The organism is Solirubrobacter pauli, assembly GCF_003633755.1.
GTDB classification, from domain to species: Bacteria; Actinomycetota; Thermoleophilia; order Solirubrobacterales; family Solirubrobacteraceae; genus Solirubrobacter; species Solirubrobacter pauli.
The window spans coordinates 499,897-519,485 of record NZ_RBIL01000001.1 but is presented as its reverse complement, the minus strand read 5'-3'; the positions used below and the strand labels follow the sequence as shown (position 1 = coordinate 519,485).

Genomic DNA, 19,589 nt, shown 5'->3' with positions numbered 1-19,589 from the left:
AGACGGCCGACCTTGCCGAAACTCATCGGTCGCGGCAAGGCCCGTGCAAACTCGTGGCAATCCCGCGTACGCAGAGTGCCGCCCCAATGCACCGCTTCCGGGCCCTTCTCCTCGCGCTCCTCGCTCTCGCGCTGATCCCCGCCACGGCCTCCGCCGACCTGCGCTCGCCCGCGGTGGGCGAGGCGTCGCTGCTGTCCGACACGCCCGCGTCCCGCACCTGGGCGCCGGCGATCGCGACCGACGGCAACACGACCTTCGTCGTCTATGCGGAGGAGCGCCAGGGCGTCTCCATCAACCGCATCTCCGCCACCGGCACCGAGATCGGCGGCTCGCACGGCCTGCAAGGGCCGGGCACGGTGTCGGTCGAGGACCCGAAGATCGCCGTCGACGGCGACGACGTCTACGTCGGCTGGATCCAGGGCTCGTTCTGGCAGAGCGAGCGCCACGCGGTCGTCGCCGCCAGCCACGACGGCGGACGCACGTTCGCGCCGCCCGTCCGCGCGGGGCGTCCGACCGGTCACGGCGCGTGGGACCTCAAGCTCGCCGCCGACGGCGACAACGTGTTCGTCGCGTACACCGACAACACGAGCCGGATCTGGACGGCGGGCAGCCGCGACGGCGCGAAGACGTTCCCGTGCTTCGCCCAGGTCAACGATCCCGGCGACCGCGGCAGCGACTTCTCGCTCGCCCTCGACGGCGACCACGTCTACTGGACGTGGCTGAGCTCCGGCGCCGACGTGTACGTGCGCCGCTCGGTCGACGGCGGCCGCTCGATCGAGCCGATGCAGCAGGTCCACGACGGCAGCTGGACGCTCCACCCGGGGAGCCCGACGATCGCCGCGGCCGACGGGACCGTCGCCGTCGCGATCAGCAAGCGCTCCTCGTGGGACCGCGAGGACGGCTCCGGCAAGGACTTCGGTGCCGAGCCGCTGGTCGTGACGTCGGGGGACGGCGGCGCGTCGTGGGGCGAGCACGTCCTCAGCGGCGCCCGTTGCGTCGGCGACTACTGCTCGGCCCCGTACGGCCTCGACGTCGACGACGACCGCGTCTACGTGACGTGGCGCGCGCAGGGCAACATGTACATCGCGCGGAGCACGAACGGCGGCGCCGGCTTCGGCGGCCCGCAGGTGCTCGGCCCGTACCTGTACACCTGGCACACCCAGAGCCACCCGTACGTGGACGCGCACGGCGACTCGGTCGTCGCCGTCTGGCACAGCGCTCCGAACCCCGACGGCTTCGACCTGGACCCGGTCGCGGCGTTCTCGTCCGACCGCGGCCAGACCTTCCAGCTCCGCACCGTCGACGCCTCGCCGGGCAAGGACCTGCAGCCGGTCGCCGCGGCGTGGGGACCGGACCCGCAGGGCGCCGGCTTCGCGTGGTGGAAGTGGGGCGAGACCTGGACCCACGACGACCCCAACGTGCTGTTCGCGCCGATGAGCGCGGCCGCGCCGGACCTCGAGCTCATCTCGGTGCGTCCGCACCAGGCCGCCCAAGACGCCGCGCGCCTGGCCGCCGGACGGCCGACGACGGTGCGCGTGATGGTCCGCTCGCTGGGCGCCGAGCGCACGTCCGCCCGAGCGAAGGTCGAGCTGGCCTACGACGACGCGGACGGCCGCCGCGTCGAGCGCACGCTCGAGGAGGACGTCGTGCTGCGGCCGGGCCTGAACCCGGTCCAGCTGCTGGCGCGCGACCCGATCGAGGTCGGCGCGGGCCGCGTCACGGCGAAGGTCACGCTCAACGCGCGCAGCGCCGACACGAACCCGGACAACAACACAGGTGAGGGCTCGAAGGCGGTCGTGCAACCGCGCGCGCTGAAGGTGCTGTTCGTCCCGGTCGCGGCCGACGACGAGGCCTTCCCCGCCTGCCGTGACGTGCAGGACGTCGCCGAGGGCGCCGAGCGCTTCATCGAGGCCGGCTGGCCGGTCGATCCCGACAGGTTCACGGTCGTCACCGACTGCGCGTCGCGGCTGGTCCACGCCCCGCCGCTCACCGAGCCGACCCTGATGGGGCCCGGCCAGCTGATGCACCGGCTGGATCGCCTGAAGTGGAATGACCCCGAGATCGACAAGGTGATCGGCGTCGTCCCGCAGGGCTGGTTCTCGCGGCAGCAGATCGAGGGCTTCCAGCAGGCCGTCGGCATCGCGCCCAACGGCGGCGGGTTCGACGCGGGCCTCGTCGAGCGTCAGAACACGGGTGGCTGGATCGTCGCCCACGAGCTCGCGCACTCCTACGGCTGGACCGAGGACGAGACGACCAAGCACCACCTCAACGACGAGCCGGCGCCCGGCTTCTGGGTCGCCGAGCGGCGGGACGTCGCGGCCTCGACGCGTGACTTCATGCACTTCAACACCAGCGGCGGCGACGTCGCGAGCCCGACCGGCCGCTGGACCTCGAAGGCGACCTGGGACTTCCTCACCGAGGAGCTGTCGACGGGCGAGATCCTCGGCGTCGCGGCCGCCGGTGACGTGCTGTCGCTGACCGGCTCGGTGTCCCCGGCCGGCGACGTCCAGCTCGGCCCGGCGGTGCTCGGCGAGGGCACGCCCGACGCGACCACGCCCCAGGGCGAGTACACGTTCGAGCTGCTCGGCCAGGGCGGCGCGGTCGTCGGCAGCACCCGCTTCGACGCGGTCGACGAGCTCGGGCCGATCGGCAACGCCGCGGCCACCAAGGACACCCACATCAAGACCGCCACCGCCGCGTTCTCGCTGCAGGTGCCGGCCCCGGAGAGCGCGCGGTCGCTGCGGGTGCGCAAGGGCGACGACGTGCTCGTCACCCGCACGCGCTCGGCCAACGCGCCGACGCTGACGGTCGCCACGCCCGCGCGCGTCGAGCTCGGCGAGACCCTCAAGGTCACGTGGAACGCCGACGACGCCGACGGTGACACGCTCACGTCGCAGGTGTCGATCTCGACCGACGGCGGCGCGTCCTGGCGCTCGCTGGGCGACGCGACCACGGCCGAGGAGCTGGCGGTCAAGGCGATCGTGACCATCGGCGGCCAGGACGTGCGCGTGCGGGTCACGACGACCGACGGTTGGAACACCGCCACGGCGGAGTCCGGCTCGTTCGTGATCGGCGGGCAGCTGACCGACGGCCTGGTCGTCGCCGAGGACTGGTTCGGCGGCGTCGTCACGGCCAACCTCGACGGCTCGAGCCTCAAGCGCGTCAGCACCTCCGGCAACGAGCCGCGCTGGTCGCCGGACGGCCGCAAGCTCGCCTGGCGCCACGACGAGGTGTTCGTCGCCAACGCCGACGGCAGCGGCGCCCGCCAGCTCACCAACGCCGGCGCGACGGGCGACTTCCTGCTCCCGGTGTGGATGCCCGACGGCGACAAGCTCGTCGCGATGCGGCGCACGAACATGACCAACGACGGCAACACCGTCATCGACGCCGAGACGGGCGCCGAGCAGGGCCGGTTCGGCGCTCGCTACGGACAGCTGTGCGGGTTCACGCGGGACGGCTCGCGCGCGCTCGTGCGCTGGAACAGCACGCCTGCGTTCGAGCTCTACCGCGCCGACGGCACCCAGGGCGCCTACCTCCCGCAGAGCATCACCGGCAAGGACTGCCTGGCGATGTCGCCGGACGGGCGCTACGGCGTCGTCACCCGCTATCCGGCCAAGGGCCCGAGCATCCTCGACGTGATCGTCTACGACCTGCAGACGGGCACCGAGCGCAACCTCACTAACGGTCAGTTCGGCGGCTACAACGCGTATCCGACCTGGTCGCCGACCGGCGAGTGGATCGTGTGGGCGTCCAACCGCGACCGCGGCGGCTCCACCGGCTTCGGCTCGACCGACATCTGGAAGATCCGCCCGGACGGCACCGGCGCGGAGAAGATCATGGACGCCAAGCCGGGCAACCGGTCCTTCGAGGAGCCGGACGTCCAGCCCCTGCGCGGCACCGCGCCGGACCCCGAGCCGACGCTCGAGCAGCGCGACCCGAACGCCGCCGTGGCCGCTGTGAGCGGCAGCGAGGGCCTCGAGCTCGTGCTCGACGCGAGCGCGTCCACGCCCGGCGCCGACGACGCCCCGATCACCGCGTACGCGTGGGACCTCGACGGCGACGGCGTCTTCACCGACGCCACGGGCGCGAAGCCCAAGAGCACGTTCCCGGACGAGGGCACCTACCCCGTCAGCGTGCTCGTGACCGACGCGAAGGGCCGCACCGCGACGGCGTCCGCTGAGGTGAAGGTGGCCAACGCCGCGCCGGAGATCCTGCAGGCCGAGCTCGGCGACGGCGAGCCCGCGAACCTGTCGGCGCGGATCGCCGACTCCGGCAGCGCGGACGAGCTGGAGGCAAAGGTGTTCTGGAACGGGTCGATCACGGGTGAGGCCGTGCCGCTGATCGCCACGGGCGACGGGTACACGCTCGCCACGAGCCGCACGGGCGGCGCGACGACCGCGCGCGTCGAGGTCGTCGACCGCGACGGCGGCTCCGACGCCGCCGAGGCACGGCGCGTGGTCGCGCCCGCCAACGGCGCACCCGCGGCCGCCGACGCGACCGCCACGGTCGTCGCCGGCGAGTCCGTCGACATCGCGCTCCCCGCGACCGACCCGGAGGAGGAGCGGCTGGCCTACGAGATCGTCGACCAGCCCGCACGCGGCTCGCTGCAGCTGCGCGAGTCGTCGGTCGAGCCCAGCGCGCCCGACGTCACCTACACCGCGACGGACGTGATCGGCCCCGTCACGTTCAGCTACCGCGTCAGCGACGGCGCGAGCCGCTCGGGCGTCGCGACCGTCACCGTGGACGTGACGGCCCGCCCCGACGAGCCGGTCGTCGAGCCCAAGCCGCTCGACCCGGAGGTGCCCCAGCCGCCGCGCGTGTCCCGCACGGGCACGAAGCCGCTGGACCCGCGGACGGTCGAAGCGATCACGCGGGCCGCCGCCGACACGACGCCGAAGGCCGCCGACGTGTTCACGCTGCCGTCCTCCAAGGGCTGCGTGAGCCGTCGCCACTTCCGCATCCGGGTCGCGAAGGGCGACTACACGCAGGTCGCGGTGTGGGTGAACGGCAAGGCGGTCAAGACGCTGCGCGGCAAGCGCATCACCGCCGCCGTGGACCTCCGCGGGCTGCCGAAGGGCCGCTTCACCGTGAAGATCGCGGCGACCTTGAAGACCGGCAAGGTCGTCAAGCAGAGCCGCAGGTTCCGCACCTGTACCCCCAAGGCGAAGAAGGGAGCCCGGCGATGAAGCGGCTCGTGCTGATGATGAGCGTGGCCGCGGCGCTGGTGGCGTACGCCGCCCCGGCCGGCGCGGCCTGCGCCGCCGCCGCGGACGACCCGTGCCTCAACGACCCGGCGGTCGCCCCCGTCTCCGGCCAGGTGTGGTTCGACTACGACGCCGACGGCCGCTTCGACGCCGGCGACGAGGACGCGCGCTACCCGATCGGTGGCTGGGTGTTCGCCGACTACAACCGCGACGGGGCGCGCCAGGAACGCGAGACGATGGTGGCCGTCGACGGCGACGGCCACTACGAGCTCCCGGTGGACACGCGGCGGATGGCCGCGGGGGAGACCACCGTCCGCGTGCGCTACGGCCCCGACCTCGGCTCCCGCGCGAGCCAGTTCGACCTGCAGTGCCTGGAGCCCGCGCCGGGATGCCAGCGCGAGGTCACCGTCGAAGCGGGCCTGCAGAGCACCGACGTGCAGTTCCCGGTGATCGGCACCATGGGCCTGCGCGGCACGATCTGGGACGACCAGGACGAGGACGGCCGCCGCGACGCCGGCGAGGAGGGCGCGGACGGCCTGCGCGTCTTCCTCGACGACAACGACAACGGACAGCTCGACGAGGGCGAGACCGCCGCGTACCGCACCAACCGGCTCGGCACGTGGAGCCTGCCGGTGCCGACGCGCTACATGCGGGGCGGCGGGACGCTGCCGCCCGTCGTCCTCGAGCGCCTCCCGGGCGCCGACTGCACCGCGCCGGAGACGTGCCGGAGCACTGGCATCCCGGCGCGCACGGGCTCGCACCACGAGGTCGACTTCGGCGTCGCACGGCCGGTGGTGATCTTCTCGCACGGCTACGGCGGCTCGCGGATCGTGTGCCCCGGCAAGCTGATGTGGTTCAACCCGGCCGGCGGCCCGGACCTCATGAACATGCGGCTCGGCGCCGACGGCGAGAACCTCCGCGAGGGTGTCGACGGCGGCACCAGCTGCTCGCAGAACGCGTCGGTCGACGGGCTCGTGATGGACGTCGCGGGCGCGGACATCTACGGCGGCGCCTCGCGTCACTTCGAGGAGATCACCTGGCCCGGCCGGCACTACGACTACGTGTGGGACTGGCGCAAGGACCCGACGACCGCGGTCGCCGGGCTCGACGACCTGGTCGAGAAGGCGCGGCGTGAGCACGGCGTCAAGCGCGTGGTGCTCGTCGGCCACTCGATGGGCGGCCTCGTGATGCGCCACTACATCGACAACCCCGCGTACGCCGCGAAGGTCTCGCGCGCCGTGACGGTCGGCACGCCGTACTGGGGCTCGCCCAAGGTGATCCTGCCGCTCGCGGCGGGCATCGAGGTGCCGTGGTTCTCGGCCATGGACATCCTGATGACGAGCACCGGGCTCAAGCGCTCCGCGCGGTCGTTCCCCGGCCACTTCTCGCTGATGCCGGCGTTCGGCTACGGCTCCTGGCTGAGCGTCGGCGGCATGAACGGCAACCGGCCGCTGGACATGGACGGCGTGCGCGAGTACCTACGCCGGATCCAGGTCGACCCGGGCATGTACACGCGCGCCGCCGCCCAGCACGGGCGCGTCCTGGACCACTTCGAGGACAACGGCGTCGACTACCACGTGATCGTCGGCGGCGGCGTGCCGACCATCGGCTCGGTGGCCATCAACTACGGCATCATCGACGACCTCAGCGTGAGCTGGGTGAGCGGCGACAAGACCGTGCCGCAGTTCTCGGCCGCGCACGACACCCCGCGGGACCGCCTGCACGTCGTCTGCGGCGTCGAGCACGTGCCGATCACCGCTGACGTCCAGACCACGCGGCTGATGGATCGCTTCCTGATCCGCAACGAGCCGATGATCGACATCGCCGACGACTGCCCGTGGACGGCGCGCGAGGTGACCGTCTACCACCCGGACCAGTTGATCCCGATGGTCACCGCCGCGCAGGCGGGCACGAAGGAGCCCAAGGTGGTCGTGCGCGGACGTACCTACTCGCTCGCCGAGGCCGAGCGGGCGGACCTCGTGCAGGTGATCGAGCTCGGCGGGGCGGTGAAGATCGTCGCCACGGGCGGCAGCGACGTCCGCGTCGAGCTGCCCGCCGGCGGCACGGCGGTCGTGCGCGACCTCGGCGACAAGGGCGCGGGCGCGGAGCGCCGCTACGTGGGCGCGACCGCGATCGCGCTCGGCGGCTCCGGCGCGGTGACCGGCAAGGGCGGCAAGGCGCTCAAGCCGGCCACCAAGGACGGCAAGCCGCCGAAGACGACCGCCACGTGGCGCGACGGCAAGCTCGTGCTCAAGGCCAAGGACGCGTCCAAGGTGGCGGCGACGTTCGTGGTCGTCGGAGGCAAGAAGCGGGCGTACCGCAAGCCGCTCAAGCTCACCGCCAAGCAGCGCAGGTCGGCGACCTACGGCTCCGTCGACATCTGGGGCAACGTCGAGAAGGCGCGCCGGCTGAAGCGATAAGACTGTTCTCATCGCCGTCTTAGGTCCAGCCCAGCCGCGCACGCGATCGTCGGGCGGGTGCGCATGCGCCCGCTGACGATCGTCCTCTGCGCGGTGGCGCTGGCCGTCGGCACCGCCGTGGTCGTCGCGCTGCTCGTCCGGCCGCCCGCCCCGCCCGCCGTGCAGGCGATCGAGCTGCTGCCGGGCGCGGCCACCGCCACGCCCACGCCGACCACGTTCGCGCCGCCCGAGGACGACGACGACGCGGATGACGATCCGTTCGATGACTAGCCGGACGCGGATCGTGCTCTCGATCGCGGCGCTGTTCGCGTTCGCGACCGCCGTGTCGACGCTCGCGCTGCGCCAGGTGCTCCTCGCCCGCGTGGACGCGCGGATCCAGGCGGCGCTCGCGCAGGAGGTGCGGGAGCTGCAGCGGTTCGCGGGCGAGGTGCGCACGAGCGACGTGCGGACGTTGTTCGACCAGTTCCTCGCGCGCGACGTGCCGGACGAGGCCGAGGCGTCGTTCACGTTCGTGGGGGAGCGGCCGTACCGCTCGAACGCGGACCTCGGCGCGAGCGCGCAGCTGATCGAGGCGGTGCGCGAGCTCGGGGACGTCGACGCCGTCCAGCGCGGCGACCTGGAGGGCTCCTACCGCTACGTCGCCGTGCCGGTGAACCTGCGCGGCGAGCGGCGTGGAGCGTTCGTGGTCACCGCCGACCTCGAGCACGAGCGCGCCGAGGTGGCCGATGCGGTCCGGGTGGCGGGCGGGATCGGCTTCGGCATGGTCGTGCTCGTGTCCGTGCTGGCGTACGCCGCGGTCGGGCGGATCCTCGCGCCGCTGCGCACGCTCGGCGCCACCGCGCGGTCGATCGGCTCGACCGACGACCTCACACGCCGGATCGACGTGCGCGGGAACGACGACATCGCCGAGCTCGGGCACCTGTTCAACGCGATGCTCGACCGGCTGGAGGCGGCGTTCGCGCTCCAGCGCGAGTTCGTGTCCGACGCCGGCCACGAGCTGCGCACGCCGATCACGATCATCCGCGGCCACCTCGAGCTGTTCGACGGCGACCCGGAGACCGCCCGGATCGTCGCCGACGAGCTGGACCGGATGAGCCGCTTCGTCGAGGACCTGCTGACGCTCGCGAAGTCCGAGCGGCCGGACTTCCTCATGCTGTCGGAGTTGGACCTGGACCTGCTGACGGAGGACCTGATGGCGAAGGCGGAGCGGCTCGGGCCGCGCGAGTGGACCCTGGCCGCGACCGGCGCGGGGCTGCTGCGCGGCGACCGCCAGCGGCTCACGCAGGCGGTGATGAACCTCGCGCACAACGCGGTCCAGCACACGTCCGCGGGTGACCCGATCGTGCTCGGATCCGCGCACGACGGCGACACCGCGCGGATCTGGGTGGCGGACTCCGGCCCGGGCGTGCCCGCGGAGGACCGTGAGCGGATCTTCGAGCGCTACGCGGGCGACGGCACCGGCCTCGGCCTCGCGATCGTCCGCACGATCGCGACCGCGCACGGCGGGCGGGTCGAGCTCGAGAGCGAGGAAGGGGAGGGCGCGCGGTTCACGATCGTGCTCCCGGCGTCATGAGCAGCCGGATCCTGATCGCCGACGACGAGCGCAACCTCGTCGCGTTCCTCGAGAAGGGCCTGCGCGCGGCGGGCTACGTCACCACCGCGGTCAACGACGGCCCGAGCGCCATCGCGCTCGCTCGCGACGAGGACTTCGAGCTGCTGATCCTCGACCTCGGCCTGCCGGGGCTCGACGGCACCGACGTGCTGCGGACGCTGCGCGCCGCGGGGCGCCGGCTGCCGGTGCTGATCCTGTCCGCGCGTGACGACGTGCGCGACAAGGTCGCCGGGCTGCAGCTCGGCGCCGACGACTACCTCACCAAGCCGTTCGAGTTCGACGAGCTGCTCGCGCGCGTGCAGGTGCGGCTGCGGGCGGCGGGCGCGGCGAGCGCCGACGAGCCGATGACGCTGCGCGCCGGCGCGGTGTCGCTGGACCTGCGCACGCGCCGCGCGAGCGTGGACGGCGGCGAGCCGATCGAGCTGTCCGCGCGTGAGTTCGCGCTGCTCGAGCTGTTCCTGCGCCACCCGGACCAGGTGCTCTCGCGCGAGCAGTTGCTGGCCCGGGTCTGGGGCTACGACTTCGACCCCGGCTCGAACGTGGTCGAGGTCTACGTGGGCTACCTGCGGCGGAAGGTCGGCGCCGCGCACATCACGACCGTGCGCGGCATGGGCTACCGCTTCGTGCCCTGACGAGCCCACCGCGTGCGGGAGGTTCGCCCCCTGGGCGAACTCCCAACTAAGGCGAGCCCCCAGGGCGAGCCTTAGTCCTTCTCGACCCGCAGGACCTTGCCCGTGCGCGCGTCGACGTCCACGTCGGTGTCGTTCGCGAAGCCGATCTGCCACACGAGCTGCCCGTCGTCGGCGTCGATGTCGGCGTCGGTGAGCTGCGTGTTGCCGGCGCGCGGCGCGGCGTTGCGCAGCGCGGTGACGAGGCTGACGCGCGCCCGGTTGACCTCGGCGTCGCGGTCGTCGCGCGTGGTCTTGGTGACCTTGCGGCCGTCGAGGCTCACGTGCTTCTGGGTGCCGTCGGCGAACGTGACCTCCCAGCGGTTGCGCTCGCGGTCGAGCTCGTACGGCTTGGCGGTGACGCCCTTCGAGGCGGTCTGCACGGCGCGGACGGCGTCGGACGAGGAGGCGGCGGTCGCCCCGGTGACGGCGAACGCGGTGCCCGCCGTGACGGCGGTGGCGGTGGTCAGTGCGGCGAGGGTGCGCTTCTTCATGGCGTTCACCCTCGCGCCGCGCACTAAGACCGCCCTGTGACGAAGATGAGAGCCGGCTTATCGGTTGCGTGTACAACTTGCACCATGAGCCTCGCCATCACCGGTGCGTCCGGCCAGCTCGGCCGCCTCGTCACCGCCGAGCTGCTGAAGACCGTCGACGCGTCCGAGCTGGTGCTGCTCACGCGCAACCCGGACGCGCTCGACGTGCCGGGCGCCGACGTGCGCGCCTTCGACTTCAACGCCGCGTCGCCGGACGCGTTCGCGGGCGTCGACCGCCTCCTCCTGATCAGCGGCAGCGAGATCGGCGCACGCGTGGACGGCCACAAGGCCGCGGTCGACGCGGCCGTCGCGGCGGGCGTCGGGTTCATCACCTACACGTCGATCCCGAACCCGTCGGACAGCAACCCGATCATCGTCGCCGCCGAGCACCGCGCGACCGAGGAGCACATCCGCGCGAGCGGCGTGCGCTGGGCCTTCCTGCGCAACAACATCTACGCCGAGATGCAGCTCGGCGCCTACCAGGGCGCGCTCGCGACCGGCCGTCTGGAGAGCAACGGCGGCCCGACGGGCTTCGTCACGCGCGCCGACTGCGCCCGCGCCGCCGCGGCCGTGCTGGCCGGCGGCGACCACGACGGCCGCGAGTACGACATCACCGGCCCCGAGGCGCTCGGCCCCGTCGAGCTCGCCGCGCTCTTCTCCGAGGTCGGCGGCAAGCCCGTCGAGGCGGCGCTCGTCGACGACGCCGAGTACACGAACGGGCTCGTCCGCGCCACCGGCATGCCGGAGCCGGTCGCGGCGGGCTACGCGACGTTCGGCACGGGCGCCCGGCTCGGCTACTCCGCGGTCGTCAGCACCGCCGTGCGCGACCTCACCGGCCGCGACCCGGAGCCGCTCCGCACGGTCCTTGGAGGTTAAACGTCCTGGACGTTCAAGAACAGCCGGTCGAGGTACGCGTCCAGCGCCTCGACCACCGGCTCGGGTGAGCCGTCGCCGTAGATCAGCGGCTCGGCCAGGCCCGCGTTGAGGGCCAGCAGCGTCGTCGCCTCGCGCTCGGGATGCGGCACGCCCGCCTGGGTGAGCATGTCGACGAAGATCGCCTGCAGCTCGGCGAGGTCCTTGCGCAGCTCGGCGCCGAGCTCGGCGTTCCAGGTCGCGCGCGCCGCGAAGGCGACGCTGACGCGGTAGCCGGCGGCGCGGCGGTCGTCGAGCGGGAGCAGCTCGAGCAGGATCGCGCGGATCGCCTCCTTCCACGAGGAGGCGCCCTCCGCGCGCTGCTCGGCGCGGTCGCCGAGCTCCTTGCCCACCGTCCGGTACGCGTGGGCGAGCATCTCGTCCTTGGTCTTGAAGTAGTGCTGGACGGTGCCGATCGAGACGCCCGCGCGGTCGGCCACCGTGCGGATCGTGGCGGCCTCGAGCCCGCCGTCGGCGACCACGGCGAGCAGCACCTCGGTGAGGCGCGAGCGGCGTTCGTCGTGGTCGACCGGGGCAGGTGTCATACAGATGTATGGTACGGTGGCGGACATGCCCGCCAGCTTCAGCGTCGAGTATGAGGGCCGGACGGTCGAGGTCATCCCGGACCCGCTCTGGGAGCGGGACCGCGTGCGGCTCGTGGTCGACGGCGAGACGGTCGCCGAGCGCAAGGCCAACGGCAAGCGGACGGTGCTGGAGGGCGACGGCTTCGAGGTTCGCGCGGTGATGCCGCTGTGGGGCGGAAGCGTCACCCGGGCCTCGCTCGTGCCCGCGGGCGAGGACGTCGAGTACGAGCTCGACCCCGAGCCGGGCACGCGCGCGGCCAAGCTCGCCGCGTGGGGCCGCGAGCACCCGAAGCTGTACGCCTCGCGCTACGTGCTGACCGGTGCGGCGCAGGTGGCGCTGGCGATCATCGGCTTCGCGTTCGTGCTGAAGCTGCTGCCCGCGATCCCGCTGCCGTCGATCGACGTGCCCGACCTGCCGCGGATCGACCTGCCGGACGTGCCGCTGCCGTCGATCGACCTGCCGGACCTCCCGGAGCTCCCCGGCTGGGTCCGCGCGGTGCTCGACTCCAAGCCGTACTGGCTGCCGATCGTCATCGGACTGGTGCTCGCGCTGCGCGAGGTCGACCGCCGCAAGAAGGTCAAGCGCCCCTCCGACTAGGCTTGCGCGCGTGCTGGAGATCGACACGCCCCACGGCCCCGCCCACGCCCACCCGCACCTCGTCGACGGCGCGTCGAGCGTGCTCGTGCTCGGCCACGGCGCGGGCGGCGGCGTCGGCGCGCCGGACCTCGTCGCCGCGACCGCGACCGCGAACGAGGCGGGCGTCTCGGTCTATCTGGTCGAGCAGCCGTACCGCGTCGCCGGCCGCAAGTCGCCGGCGCCCGCCCCGCAGCTCGACGCGGCCTGGACCGCCGTTTGCGCCGCCCTGCCGACCGACGACGCGCGCCTGCTCGTCGGCGGCCGCTCGTCGGGCGCGCGGGTCGCCTGCCGCACCGCCGGGGCGGTCGGGGCGGCCGGGGTGCTGTGCCTCGCGTTCCCGCTGCATCCGCCCGGCAGGCCGGAGAAGACGCGGCTGCCCGAGCTGGAGGGCGTCGAGGTGCCCGTGCTGATCATCCAGGGCGAGAGCGACCCGTTCGGGATGCCGCCCGAGGCGCCGGGGCGCACGATCGTGCGGCTGCGGGGCAACCACAGCCTCCGCAGCGACGTGAACGGCCTGCGGGCCGCCGTGCGCGCGTTCGTGACGAGCTAGTGGCGGGACGCTAGATCGCAGGGACGATCGCGACGTCGATCAGCCGCGCGCAGGTCGCGCGGGCGCGGGCCGGCGCGAGCATCAGCTCGTCCAGCACGCCGCGCAGCGTGCGCGCCGCGACCGCGGGCGAGAGCCGCGCGGGCCGGATCGTCACCGAGCACACCAGCCGCACGTAGGCCGTGCCGCGCTGGTGGGCGACCGGCTCGACCGCGAACGTGTCCAGGTGGTAGCCCTCGCCGTCGAGGGTGGCGTGCGCGTGCCGGTGCTCGAGGTCCCCGAGCAGCTCGGCCGCCCAGTCGGTGTCACGGCGCTGCGCGCGGATGCAGTCCACCGCCCACACGCCGACGACCTCCGCCCGCCGTAGGAGACGGTCCTGCAGTTCCGTGGCAGGGCGTGTTGGTGCTGCGGTCGCGGCCATGGGTCTCCTCTTCCCGACTCTCCGCAGCGGGACTCCCCGCGTGTCCGACGCTTTACACGTTAAGCCGGTACAGCACGTGATCCCCGAAGTGCCGGTAGGGCGCGGTCTTCTCGTACACGAAACCCAGTTTTTCCATCACACGGCGCGATGCACCGTTCTCCGGGAGCGTGAACGCGACGATCTCGGTCAAGCCCAACCGTTCGAATCCGACCTCGATCGAGAGCTTCCCGAGCTCGGTCGCGAACGCCTCGCCCCAGCGGTCCGGCGCGGTCGTCCAGCCCACCTCGACCTCGGGTCGCCCGTCGAACTCGGTCCGCCGCAGCCCGCCGCGCGCGAGCGGCGTGCCCGTGGCGGTCTCGAAGAACAGCCACGAGCTGAAGCCGTCGCGCGCCCACTCGCGCTCGTTGGCGGCCAGCATCTGCGCGACGACGTCGCGGCTCATCACGCCGCCCATGGTCGCGCCGACACGCGGATCGCCGAAGATCGGCGCGAGCGCGTCCAGGTGCCGCTGCCCGGCCGCCTCGCCGCGCATCCGGGCAGTCGTGACGATCTCGGGCGCGCGCACTGGACGCAGTGTGACGGGAGCGGATAGCGTCGCGCCGTGCGCAACCTGATCCGCGCCCTGCGAGGCAAGCCGGTCGAGCTCTCGCCCAAGCAGCAGGAGAAGCTGGCGAAGGCGCAAGCGCGCGCCGACGCGCAGATCGCCGCCGGCGAGGCCGCCGGTCGCAAGGCGCGAGAGGACTATGCCGTGTTCGCCGCCGCCCAAGGCCTGCCGGTGGAGCAGCAGGCCGCGCCGCCGACCAGCCTGCGGGATGTCGTCGAACGGGCCAAGGACTCGTTCGGCGAGCTGTTCGACGACCGGCGCGACGTGCTCGACCCGGGGCCCGGCGCCGACTTCAACCGCCCGCCGGAGGAGGTCGCGCGCCCCGAGGAGCGCGCGGCCGTGGCCCTCGCCGAGCGCGATCGGCGGGAGGCCGCCCGTGCGCCGTACCGCGGCCAGCGGGAGCTGCCGGTCGCCTTTACCCGCATCCCCGCCACCGGCAGGACGCAGCGCGAAGCGGTCATCGCCGCGCTCGGCACCGCCGATCCCGCCGGCGTGTTCGGCGTCTATCGCGTCCCCGACCGCCTGGACCATCGGCGCTCGAGCGAAGCCGACGCCTACCTCGAATGGGAGATCGTCCACGCGCCGGGCGCGCTCGCCGCCGCGGCCGGCCCGGTGGCGACGAGCGTCGTCAGCCGCGCCGCGCACCTCGTCCAGCGCGCGCCGGGCGACCCGTCGGTGCTCGACGAGGACGTGCTCGGCGCCGCGCTCGGCGACCTCGGGCCGGAGCGCTGCTTCGGCCTCACCCGCCTGCTCACGCTGCGCGGCGTCACGTTCGACGACCACCGCAGCTGGGCGGCGCACGTCGAAGGTGCGCTGCTGCTCGCGCGCAGCGGCCTCGGCGACGCGTTCGCGCGCGGCGCTCCGCACGCGACGCTCGCGCCGAGCCCGTTCCACCTCGAGATCCTCGACTGGGAGGCGATCGCGGCCTGGGTCGCTCCGTGGCGCTGGGGACCGCCACGGACGCCTTCGCCGCTCCCCCACCTGCCGAGCAGCCCGCAGGAGCTGCTGGTGGCCTACCTCGACGTGGTGGGTGTCGACAGCGCCGACTGCTACGGCGTGCAGATCACCCGGGGTTCGGAAGGCGACATCGCCGACCTGTCGATCGCGAGCTTCCGCAAGACGTTCGACCGCCCGAAGCTGCCGAGCGCCGACGGTGAGCCACGCCAGCGGCTCCACGCCGCCGAGCAGGTCATCCTCGCCTATCGCGACCGCCCCGACTACGTGGACGGCCGCGCCCGCTGGGCGGCGTACCAGCGCGAGGTGCTGCGCGCCCGGCTCGACCACCTGACCGGAGTGCGGCCGCCGATCGTCGTCGACGACCACCCACGCCAGTCGTTCGCCGAGGAGGTCTTCGACTTCCTCAACCCCCTCGACGCCTTCAGCACGTTCCCGCAGCTCCGGCACCGCAACGCGCGGCCGAGCCTCGGCCCGTACTGCGGCGAGCTGCCGGAGCGCTGACTACCGCACCGGCACGACGGTCCGGCCCTTGCCGATGACGAACCCGACGGTCCGCACGGTCACGAACTTCGCCTCGGCGCCCGCGCGCAGCGTCACGGAGAAGGTGCGCCGCTTGCCGAGGGTGATCGACCGCAGGGCCAGCGGCTGCTCGGCGCGGGCCCTCGTCCTGGTCGCCGTGACGAAGAGCGGCTCGTCCGGCTCATGGACGTTGCCCTTGAGCGCCCACGTGACCCGGATCGTGCCGCCACGCCGGACCGCCCGCACGTGCTCGACCTCCGCGAACGGCAGCTCGCCGCGGCGCGCGAAGCGGATGCTCGTCGTGCGGACCTTGACGCGCTTGGCGCCGGGCGCTCGGTAGGCGACCGCGAGCCGGATCGGGCGGGCCCGTCGGTCGGCGAGGATGGCGGCCTCGTCGAGCTTGACGACGCGGCGCCCGGCGCGCTTGAGCGTGAACGTCGCGCCGAGCTCGAGCGAGGGATCGCCGAGCGCCACCTCGACCTCGCACGGACCGCTGCAGCTCACGGGGAAGCGAAGCGCCTCCTTGCTGCCCAGCCGGCGCTCGAGTGGCGCACCGATCAAGACGCGCGGCGCGGCGGGGTCCGGCTGCTCGACCACGCCCTCGGCGGCCAGGTGCAGCCGGGGCCCGGACTTGGCGGACGTGCCTTCGGTCCACGCGAGCGCGGGGGTGCCGTCGCCGAGCGTGGCCGCGAAGACGAGACCCGCGCCGTCCAGGGTCGGGCCGCCGTCCTGGAGCGTCACCGGGCCGCCGGCGAGCGGCGTGGTCGCCAGCGCGGGCGCGGGGCTGAGCGCGCTGCCGACGAACCACGCGAGCGCGGAGCGACCGTCACCCGTGAGCTGCAGGCGACCGAGCGGCTCGTTGAAGATCAGCCCGCCGGGCCCGAACCCGAACAGGTCGCTGAAGAGCACGAGGAAGAACGGGTCGTAGAACTTCGGGAACAGCGTTCCACCGCCATTGACCTGCGTGCGCGTCCACGATGCGCCCGCCGTGGGCCGCGACGCGAACTGGATCGTGCCAGTGGAGTAGTTCCCCCAGCCGATCGAGGCCCGGCCGTCGGCGCCGACCGTCGCCGCCATGCCGATGCCCACCGGGTCCGATGTCTCACCGACCGTGACGGCCGGGCCGAACGCGCCGCCCGGCGGGCGCTCGATCACGACGACGCCGGTCGCGCTGCGGATCGCGACGATCGCGCGGCCGTCGGCGCCCACGGCCAGGACCGGCGCGAAGAGCCAGCTCGAGGTGCCGATCGGCGTCGGCGCCGAGAACGCCGTGTCCGCCGTGGCCGTGCTGACCGAGACCGGCGCGGTGTAGGGCGCCTTGTCGCCGTCGACGCGGGTGGTGAGCACGAACGCCTCACCCGTCGCCGCGATCTCGCCGGTGATGTGCTCGTTGCGGTCGGCCGCCGTGCCGATGGTCTCGGGCGCGCCGAACGCCGCTCCGGGCGCGCGGCGGACCGTGCGGAAGCGGAACGTCTCCGAGCGGCGCCCGGTGGACTTGCGCTCGCGCCAGCTGATCAGCACGTCGCCGCGCTCGGAGACCGACGCGTCGACGACGTCCGGGCTCCAGCCCTGCTCGACCGGGATCGTCACGGGGGCGCCCCAGGCGCCGCCGGGGTCGCGCAGCGAGGCGACGATGCGCTCGTCGGTCTCGCCCTCGACCGTCGGCGTGTAGCTCTGGCCCACGATCACGCCGGCGCCGGTCGGCTTGCCCGCGACGGCTTCGCACCGGAACTGCCCGTCGGCGAGCTGTACCCGGCCGCCGGGCTTCAGGCCCTCGCGCGTGGCCACGAAGAAGCGCACGCCGGAGGTCGTCGGGCTGGAGATCTCGCCGGGGCGGCCGGTCGCGCCGAGGCAGCTCTCGTCCTGGGAGACCTTGACCGGCTCGACCTGGCCGAGGGCGGCCGAGGCGGAGGCGGGCGCCCCGGCCAACAGCGCGAGGGACAGGAGCAGCGCGCGCATCAGCGGACCTCCACGGTGATCGGCTTGAGGAACCCGACCTCGTCCAGGCCACGCAACGTGACGAAGCGGACGCGGTCGGCGGACGTGAGCGTGACCTTGTAGGACGTCGTGCGCGGGCGCACGGCGCCGTCGCCGGACACGACGAGCGGCTTGCCGCCGTTGCGGGCAGCGGTGCCGGCGACGATGTACGAGGAGAAGCGCTGCGGGTTGACCACGCGCCAGGTCACGCGCACCGTGGACCCGCGACGCACGGCGCGCAGCCGCACGACCCGCGGGTCACGCTTGGTGGTGCGCGAGACGCGCACGGTCACGGTGCGGGCCTCTGGGGTGACGGTGCCCGGGGGTGCCGTAGGTCACGCGCACGCGCAGCGATCGGCCGCCCTTGGGCACGAGCGACTCGTACCCGGCGCGGATCCGCAGCTCGCCCTTGCCGCCCGTGGCGAGCGTGGTGACGCCGTCGGTGAACGTGCGGCCGATGACCTGGCCGCGGACCGTGCACGGTCCGCTGCACGTGACCGGCAGCCGGAGCGCGTCGTCGTAGTCGAGCACGCGGCGCACCGGGGCGCCGATGCGCAACCGCGGCGGCGGACCGGCCGCGGGGCGGGCGCCGCCCTCGGTCGCCAGGTGGAGCGTGAAGCGGTTCTCGCTGACGTCCGTGAGCCAGCTGAGCCCGGGCGTGCCGTCGGCGAGCGTCAGCGGCTGCACGCGCGTCGGCTCGTCGAACACGCCACCGGCGGCGGCTCGCACCGCCGCGCCGCCCGCGAGCGGAAGCGTCACCAGCTGCGCGAGCGCCCGCTCGACCCCGCCCGGCCGGCCGAGGGCCATCGTCCCGACCAGCGCGCGGCCGTCGGCCGTGAGCGTGAGCGAGTTGCCGGTGACGTCGCCGCCGTAGGCGAAGCTCAGCCCGCTGCCCTGCAGCGCGTCGGAGAGCCAGAAGGTGTCGAAGCCCTTGGGCAGCTCGATCGCCTCGGCGACGGTCACGGGCGGCCGGAAGCCCCCGAGCCCGGGACGGGTCGCGATGCGCGTCTCGCTGCGCACATACCCGGTCCAGGCGATCGCGGCGGCGCCGCTCTCGTGCAACCGGGCGATCACGGTGCCGCCGACCGGATCCGCGACCCGCGACAGCTTGATCGGCGTGCCGAACGCGCCGCCCGGGGGACGCTCCATGAACGTCACGACCCGATTCCGGACGTACGCGAGGAGCGCGCGGCCGTCGGCGGCGAGCGACAGGCTCGTGGGCGCTCCGTCCTCGATGTCGATCGGGGTGGGCGCGCCGACGGTGCCGTCGGCGCCGATGACCACCACGTTGCTCGTGGCGCGGACGGGGCCCTTGCCGGACTCGTCGAGCGTCGTCCAGGTCACGACGGCCTCGCCCGTGCTCGCCACCGCGGCGTCCAGCGCCGCCGTGTAGGACACCCGCGCCGAGGTGTGCACGACCTTCGCCGGCGCGAACCCCTGGCCCGGCGCGCGCTGCGCGACGCGGATGCGGATCGACGGCCCAGGGCCCTGGCGCTGCTCGACCCACGCGATCACGGCATCGCCGCGGTCGGACACCGCGCCGACCACCGTCTCCGGGTTCCAGCCCTCACGCGCGGCGATCGGCAGCGGCGCGCTCCACGCCCCGCCCGGGTCGCGCACGACCGCGACTACGCTGTCGCCGCCGTACTGCGTGCCGGCGATCAGCCCGGCGCCGGAGGGGCGGCCGCTGATCGTGCCGCACCGGAAGTCCTCGCCCGCCTTCACCTCCGCGCTGACGGCGAACCCGCTGCGCGTGGCCTGCAGGAAGCGCGCGCCGGAGGCGCTGCCGATCGCCACCTCGCCGGGCAGGCCGGTCGGCGCGATGCAGCGGGCCTCGCCGAGGAAGTCGTACGTCGGCGTCTCGGTGAAGTCGGCCCGCGCGCTCGCGGGCGCGGCCAGGAGCAGGGCGGAGAGGAGCAGGGAAAGGCGACGTCGGTCCATGACGCGGCGCAGCTTAGATGAGAACTCCCTCAGTGCAGGTGGGACATTCGCTT

16 protein-coding genes are annotated in these 19,589 nt (G+C 73.7%); 9 read left to right on the top strand and 7 right to left on the bottom strand.

All coding sequences use genetic code 11. The features are described 5' to 3' along the window. Nucleotides 1–86 precede the first annotated feature (86 nt). The 5 genes from C8N24_RS02395 to C8N24_RS02375 are packed head-to-tail and all read left to right on the top strand — an operon-like array spanning nucleotide 87 to nucleotide 9,868. Entirely contained in the window at nucleotides 87–5,186 is a 5,100-nt protein-coding gene (locus C8N24_RS02395) for a PKD domain-containing protein (protein WP_121247628.1), read from the top strand. Then, nucleotides 5,183–7,624, top strand: coding sequence for an alpha/beta fold hydrolase (locus C8N24_RS02390; protein ID WP_121247626.1), 2,442 nt, complete (start codon nucleotides 5,183–5,185; stop codon nucleotides 7,622–7,624). The genes C8N24_RS02395 and C8N24_RS02390 overlap by 4 nt, the downstream gene beginning before the upstream one ends. A 57-nt stretch (nucleotides 7,625–7,681) precedes the next feature. Next, nucleotides 7,682–7,894, top strand: a complete 213-nt coding sequence (locus tag C8N24_RS02385) for a hypothetical protein (RefSeq protein WP_147447578.1) — start codon at nucleotides 7,682–7,684, stop codon at nucleotides 7,892–7,894. Beyond that, nucleotides 7,887–9,197, top strand: a complete 1,311-nt coding sequence (locus C8N24_RS02380) for a sensor histidine kinase (protein ID WP_147447577.1) — start codon at nucleotides 7,887–7,889, stop codon at nucleotides 9,195–9,197. The genes C8N24_RS02385 and C8N24_RS02380 overlap by 8 nt, the downstream gene beginning before the upstream one ends. Beyond that, on the top strand, nucleotides 9,194–9,868 hold the full coding sequence (locus C8N24_RS02375) for a response regulator transcription factor (protein ID WP_121247620.1): 675 nt from the start codon (nucleotides 9,194–9,196) through the stop codon (nucleotides 9,866–9,868). The genes C8N24_RS02380 and C8N24_RS02375 overlap by 4 nt, the downstream gene beginning before the upstream one ends. A 71-nt stretch (nucleotides 9,869–9,939) precedes the next feature. On the opposite strand, the gene C8N24_RS02370 is transcribed toward C8N24_RS02375, so the two are convergent. Further along, the gene (locus tag C8N24_RS02370; RefSeq protein WP_121247617.1) at nucleotides 9,940–10,398 is read right to left on the bottom strand and encodes a PepSY domain-containing protein; all 459 of its coding nucleotides are present in this window, start codon (nucleotides 10,396–10,398) and stop codon (nucleotides 9,940–9,942) included. A gap of 84 nt (nucleotides 10,399–10,482) precedes the next feature. Here C8N24_RS02370 and C8N24_RS02365 point away from each other — a divergent pair, with 84 nt between their 5' ends. Next, nucleotides 10,483–11,313: an NAD(P)H-binding protein gene (locus tag C8N24_RS02365; protein WP_121247615.1), complete on the top strand. Its 831-nt coding sequence runs from the start codon at nucleotides 10,483–10,485 to the stop codon at nucleotides 11,311–11,313. Here C8N24_RS02365 and C8N24_RS02360 read toward each other — a convergent pair. Next, entirely contained in the window at nucleotides 11,310–11,894 is a 585-nt protein-coding gene (locus tag C8N24_RS02360; RefSeq protein ID WP_170178793.1) for a TetR/AcrR family transcriptional regulator, read from the bottom strand. The genes C8N24_RS02365 and C8N24_RS02360 overlap by 4 nt on opposite strands. 25 nt (nucleotides 11,895–11,919) lie before the next feature. Between C8N24_RS02360 and C8N24_RS02355 the strand changes: the two genes are divergently transcribed. Continuing rightward, nucleotides 11,920–12,531 (top strand): hypothetical protein, encoded by a 612-nt coding sequence (locus C8N24_RS02355; protein WP_147447576.1) that lies wholly within the window; start codon nucleotides 11,920–11,922, stop codon nucleotides 12,529–12,531. A 13-nt stretch (nucleotides 12,532–12,544) separates the two neighbouring features. Then, entirely contained in the window at nucleotides 12,545–13,120 is a 576-nt protein-coding gene (locus tag C8N24_RS02350) for an alpha/beta hydrolase family protein (protein ID WP_425474454.1), read from the top strand. A 10-nt stretch (nucleotides 13,121–13,130) separates the two neighbouring features. Here C8N24_RS02350 and C8N24_RS02345 read toward each other — a convergent pair whose 3' ends face one another. Both C8N24_RS02345 and C8N24_RS33605 read right to left on the bottom strand, forming a co-directional pair. Continuing rightward, a complete protein-coding gene (locus tag C8N24_RS02345; RefSeq protein ID WP_147447575.1) occupies nucleotides 13,131–13,538 on the bottom strand; it encodes a hypothetical protein in 408 nt (135 codons plus the stop codon). Between the two features lie 52 nt (nucleotides 13,539–13,590). Continuing rightward, nucleotides 13,591–14,103, bottom strand: a complete 513-nt coding sequence (locus tag C8N24_RS33605; protein WP_170178792.1) for a GNAT family N-acetyltransferase — start codon at nucleotides 14,101–14,103, stop codon at nucleotides 13,591–13,593. Nucleotides 14,104–14,139: 36 nt separating this feature from the next. Here C8N24_RS33605 and C8N24_RS02335 point away from each other — a divergent pair, with 36 nt between their 5' ends. Then, nucleotides 14,140–15,600 (top strand): hypothetical protein, encoded by a 1,461-nt coding sequence (locus C8N24_RS02335; RefSeq protein ID WP_170178791.1) that lies wholly within the window; start codon nucleotides 14,140–14,142, stop codon nucleotides 15,598–15,600. Here C8N24_RS02335 and C8N24_RS02330 read toward each other — a convergent pair whose 3' ends face one another. Genes C8N24_RS02330 through C8N24_RS02320 form a run of 3 tightly spaced genes read right to left on the bottom strand, consistent with a single transcriptional unit; the run spans nucleotide 15,601 to nucleotide 19,536 of the window. Continuing rightward, nucleotides 15,601–17,577, bottom strand: coding sequence for a hypothetical protein (locus tag C8N24_RS02330; protein WP_121247601.1), 1,977 nt, complete (start codon nucleotides 17,575–17,577; stop codon nucleotides 15,601–15,603). Next, a complete protein-coding gene (locus C8N24_RS02325) occupies nucleotides 17,577–17,888 on the bottom strand; it encodes a hypothetical protein (RefSeq protein WP_121247599.1) in 312 nt (103 codons plus the stop codon). The genes C8N24_RS02330 and C8N24_RS02325 overlap by 1 nt, the downstream gene beginning before the upstream one ends. Beyond that, nucleotides 17,854–19,536 carry a hypothetical protein gene (locus C8N24_RS02320; protein WP_170178790.1) on the bottom strand — a complete coding sequence of 561 codons (1,683 nt, stop codon included), beginning with the start codon at nucleotides 19,534–19,536 and terminating at the stop codon, nucleotides 17,854–17,856. Before C8N24_RS02320 ends, C8N24_RS02325 begins: the two co-directional genes overlap by 35 nt. Nucleotides 19,537–19,589: the final 53 nt, after the last annotated feature.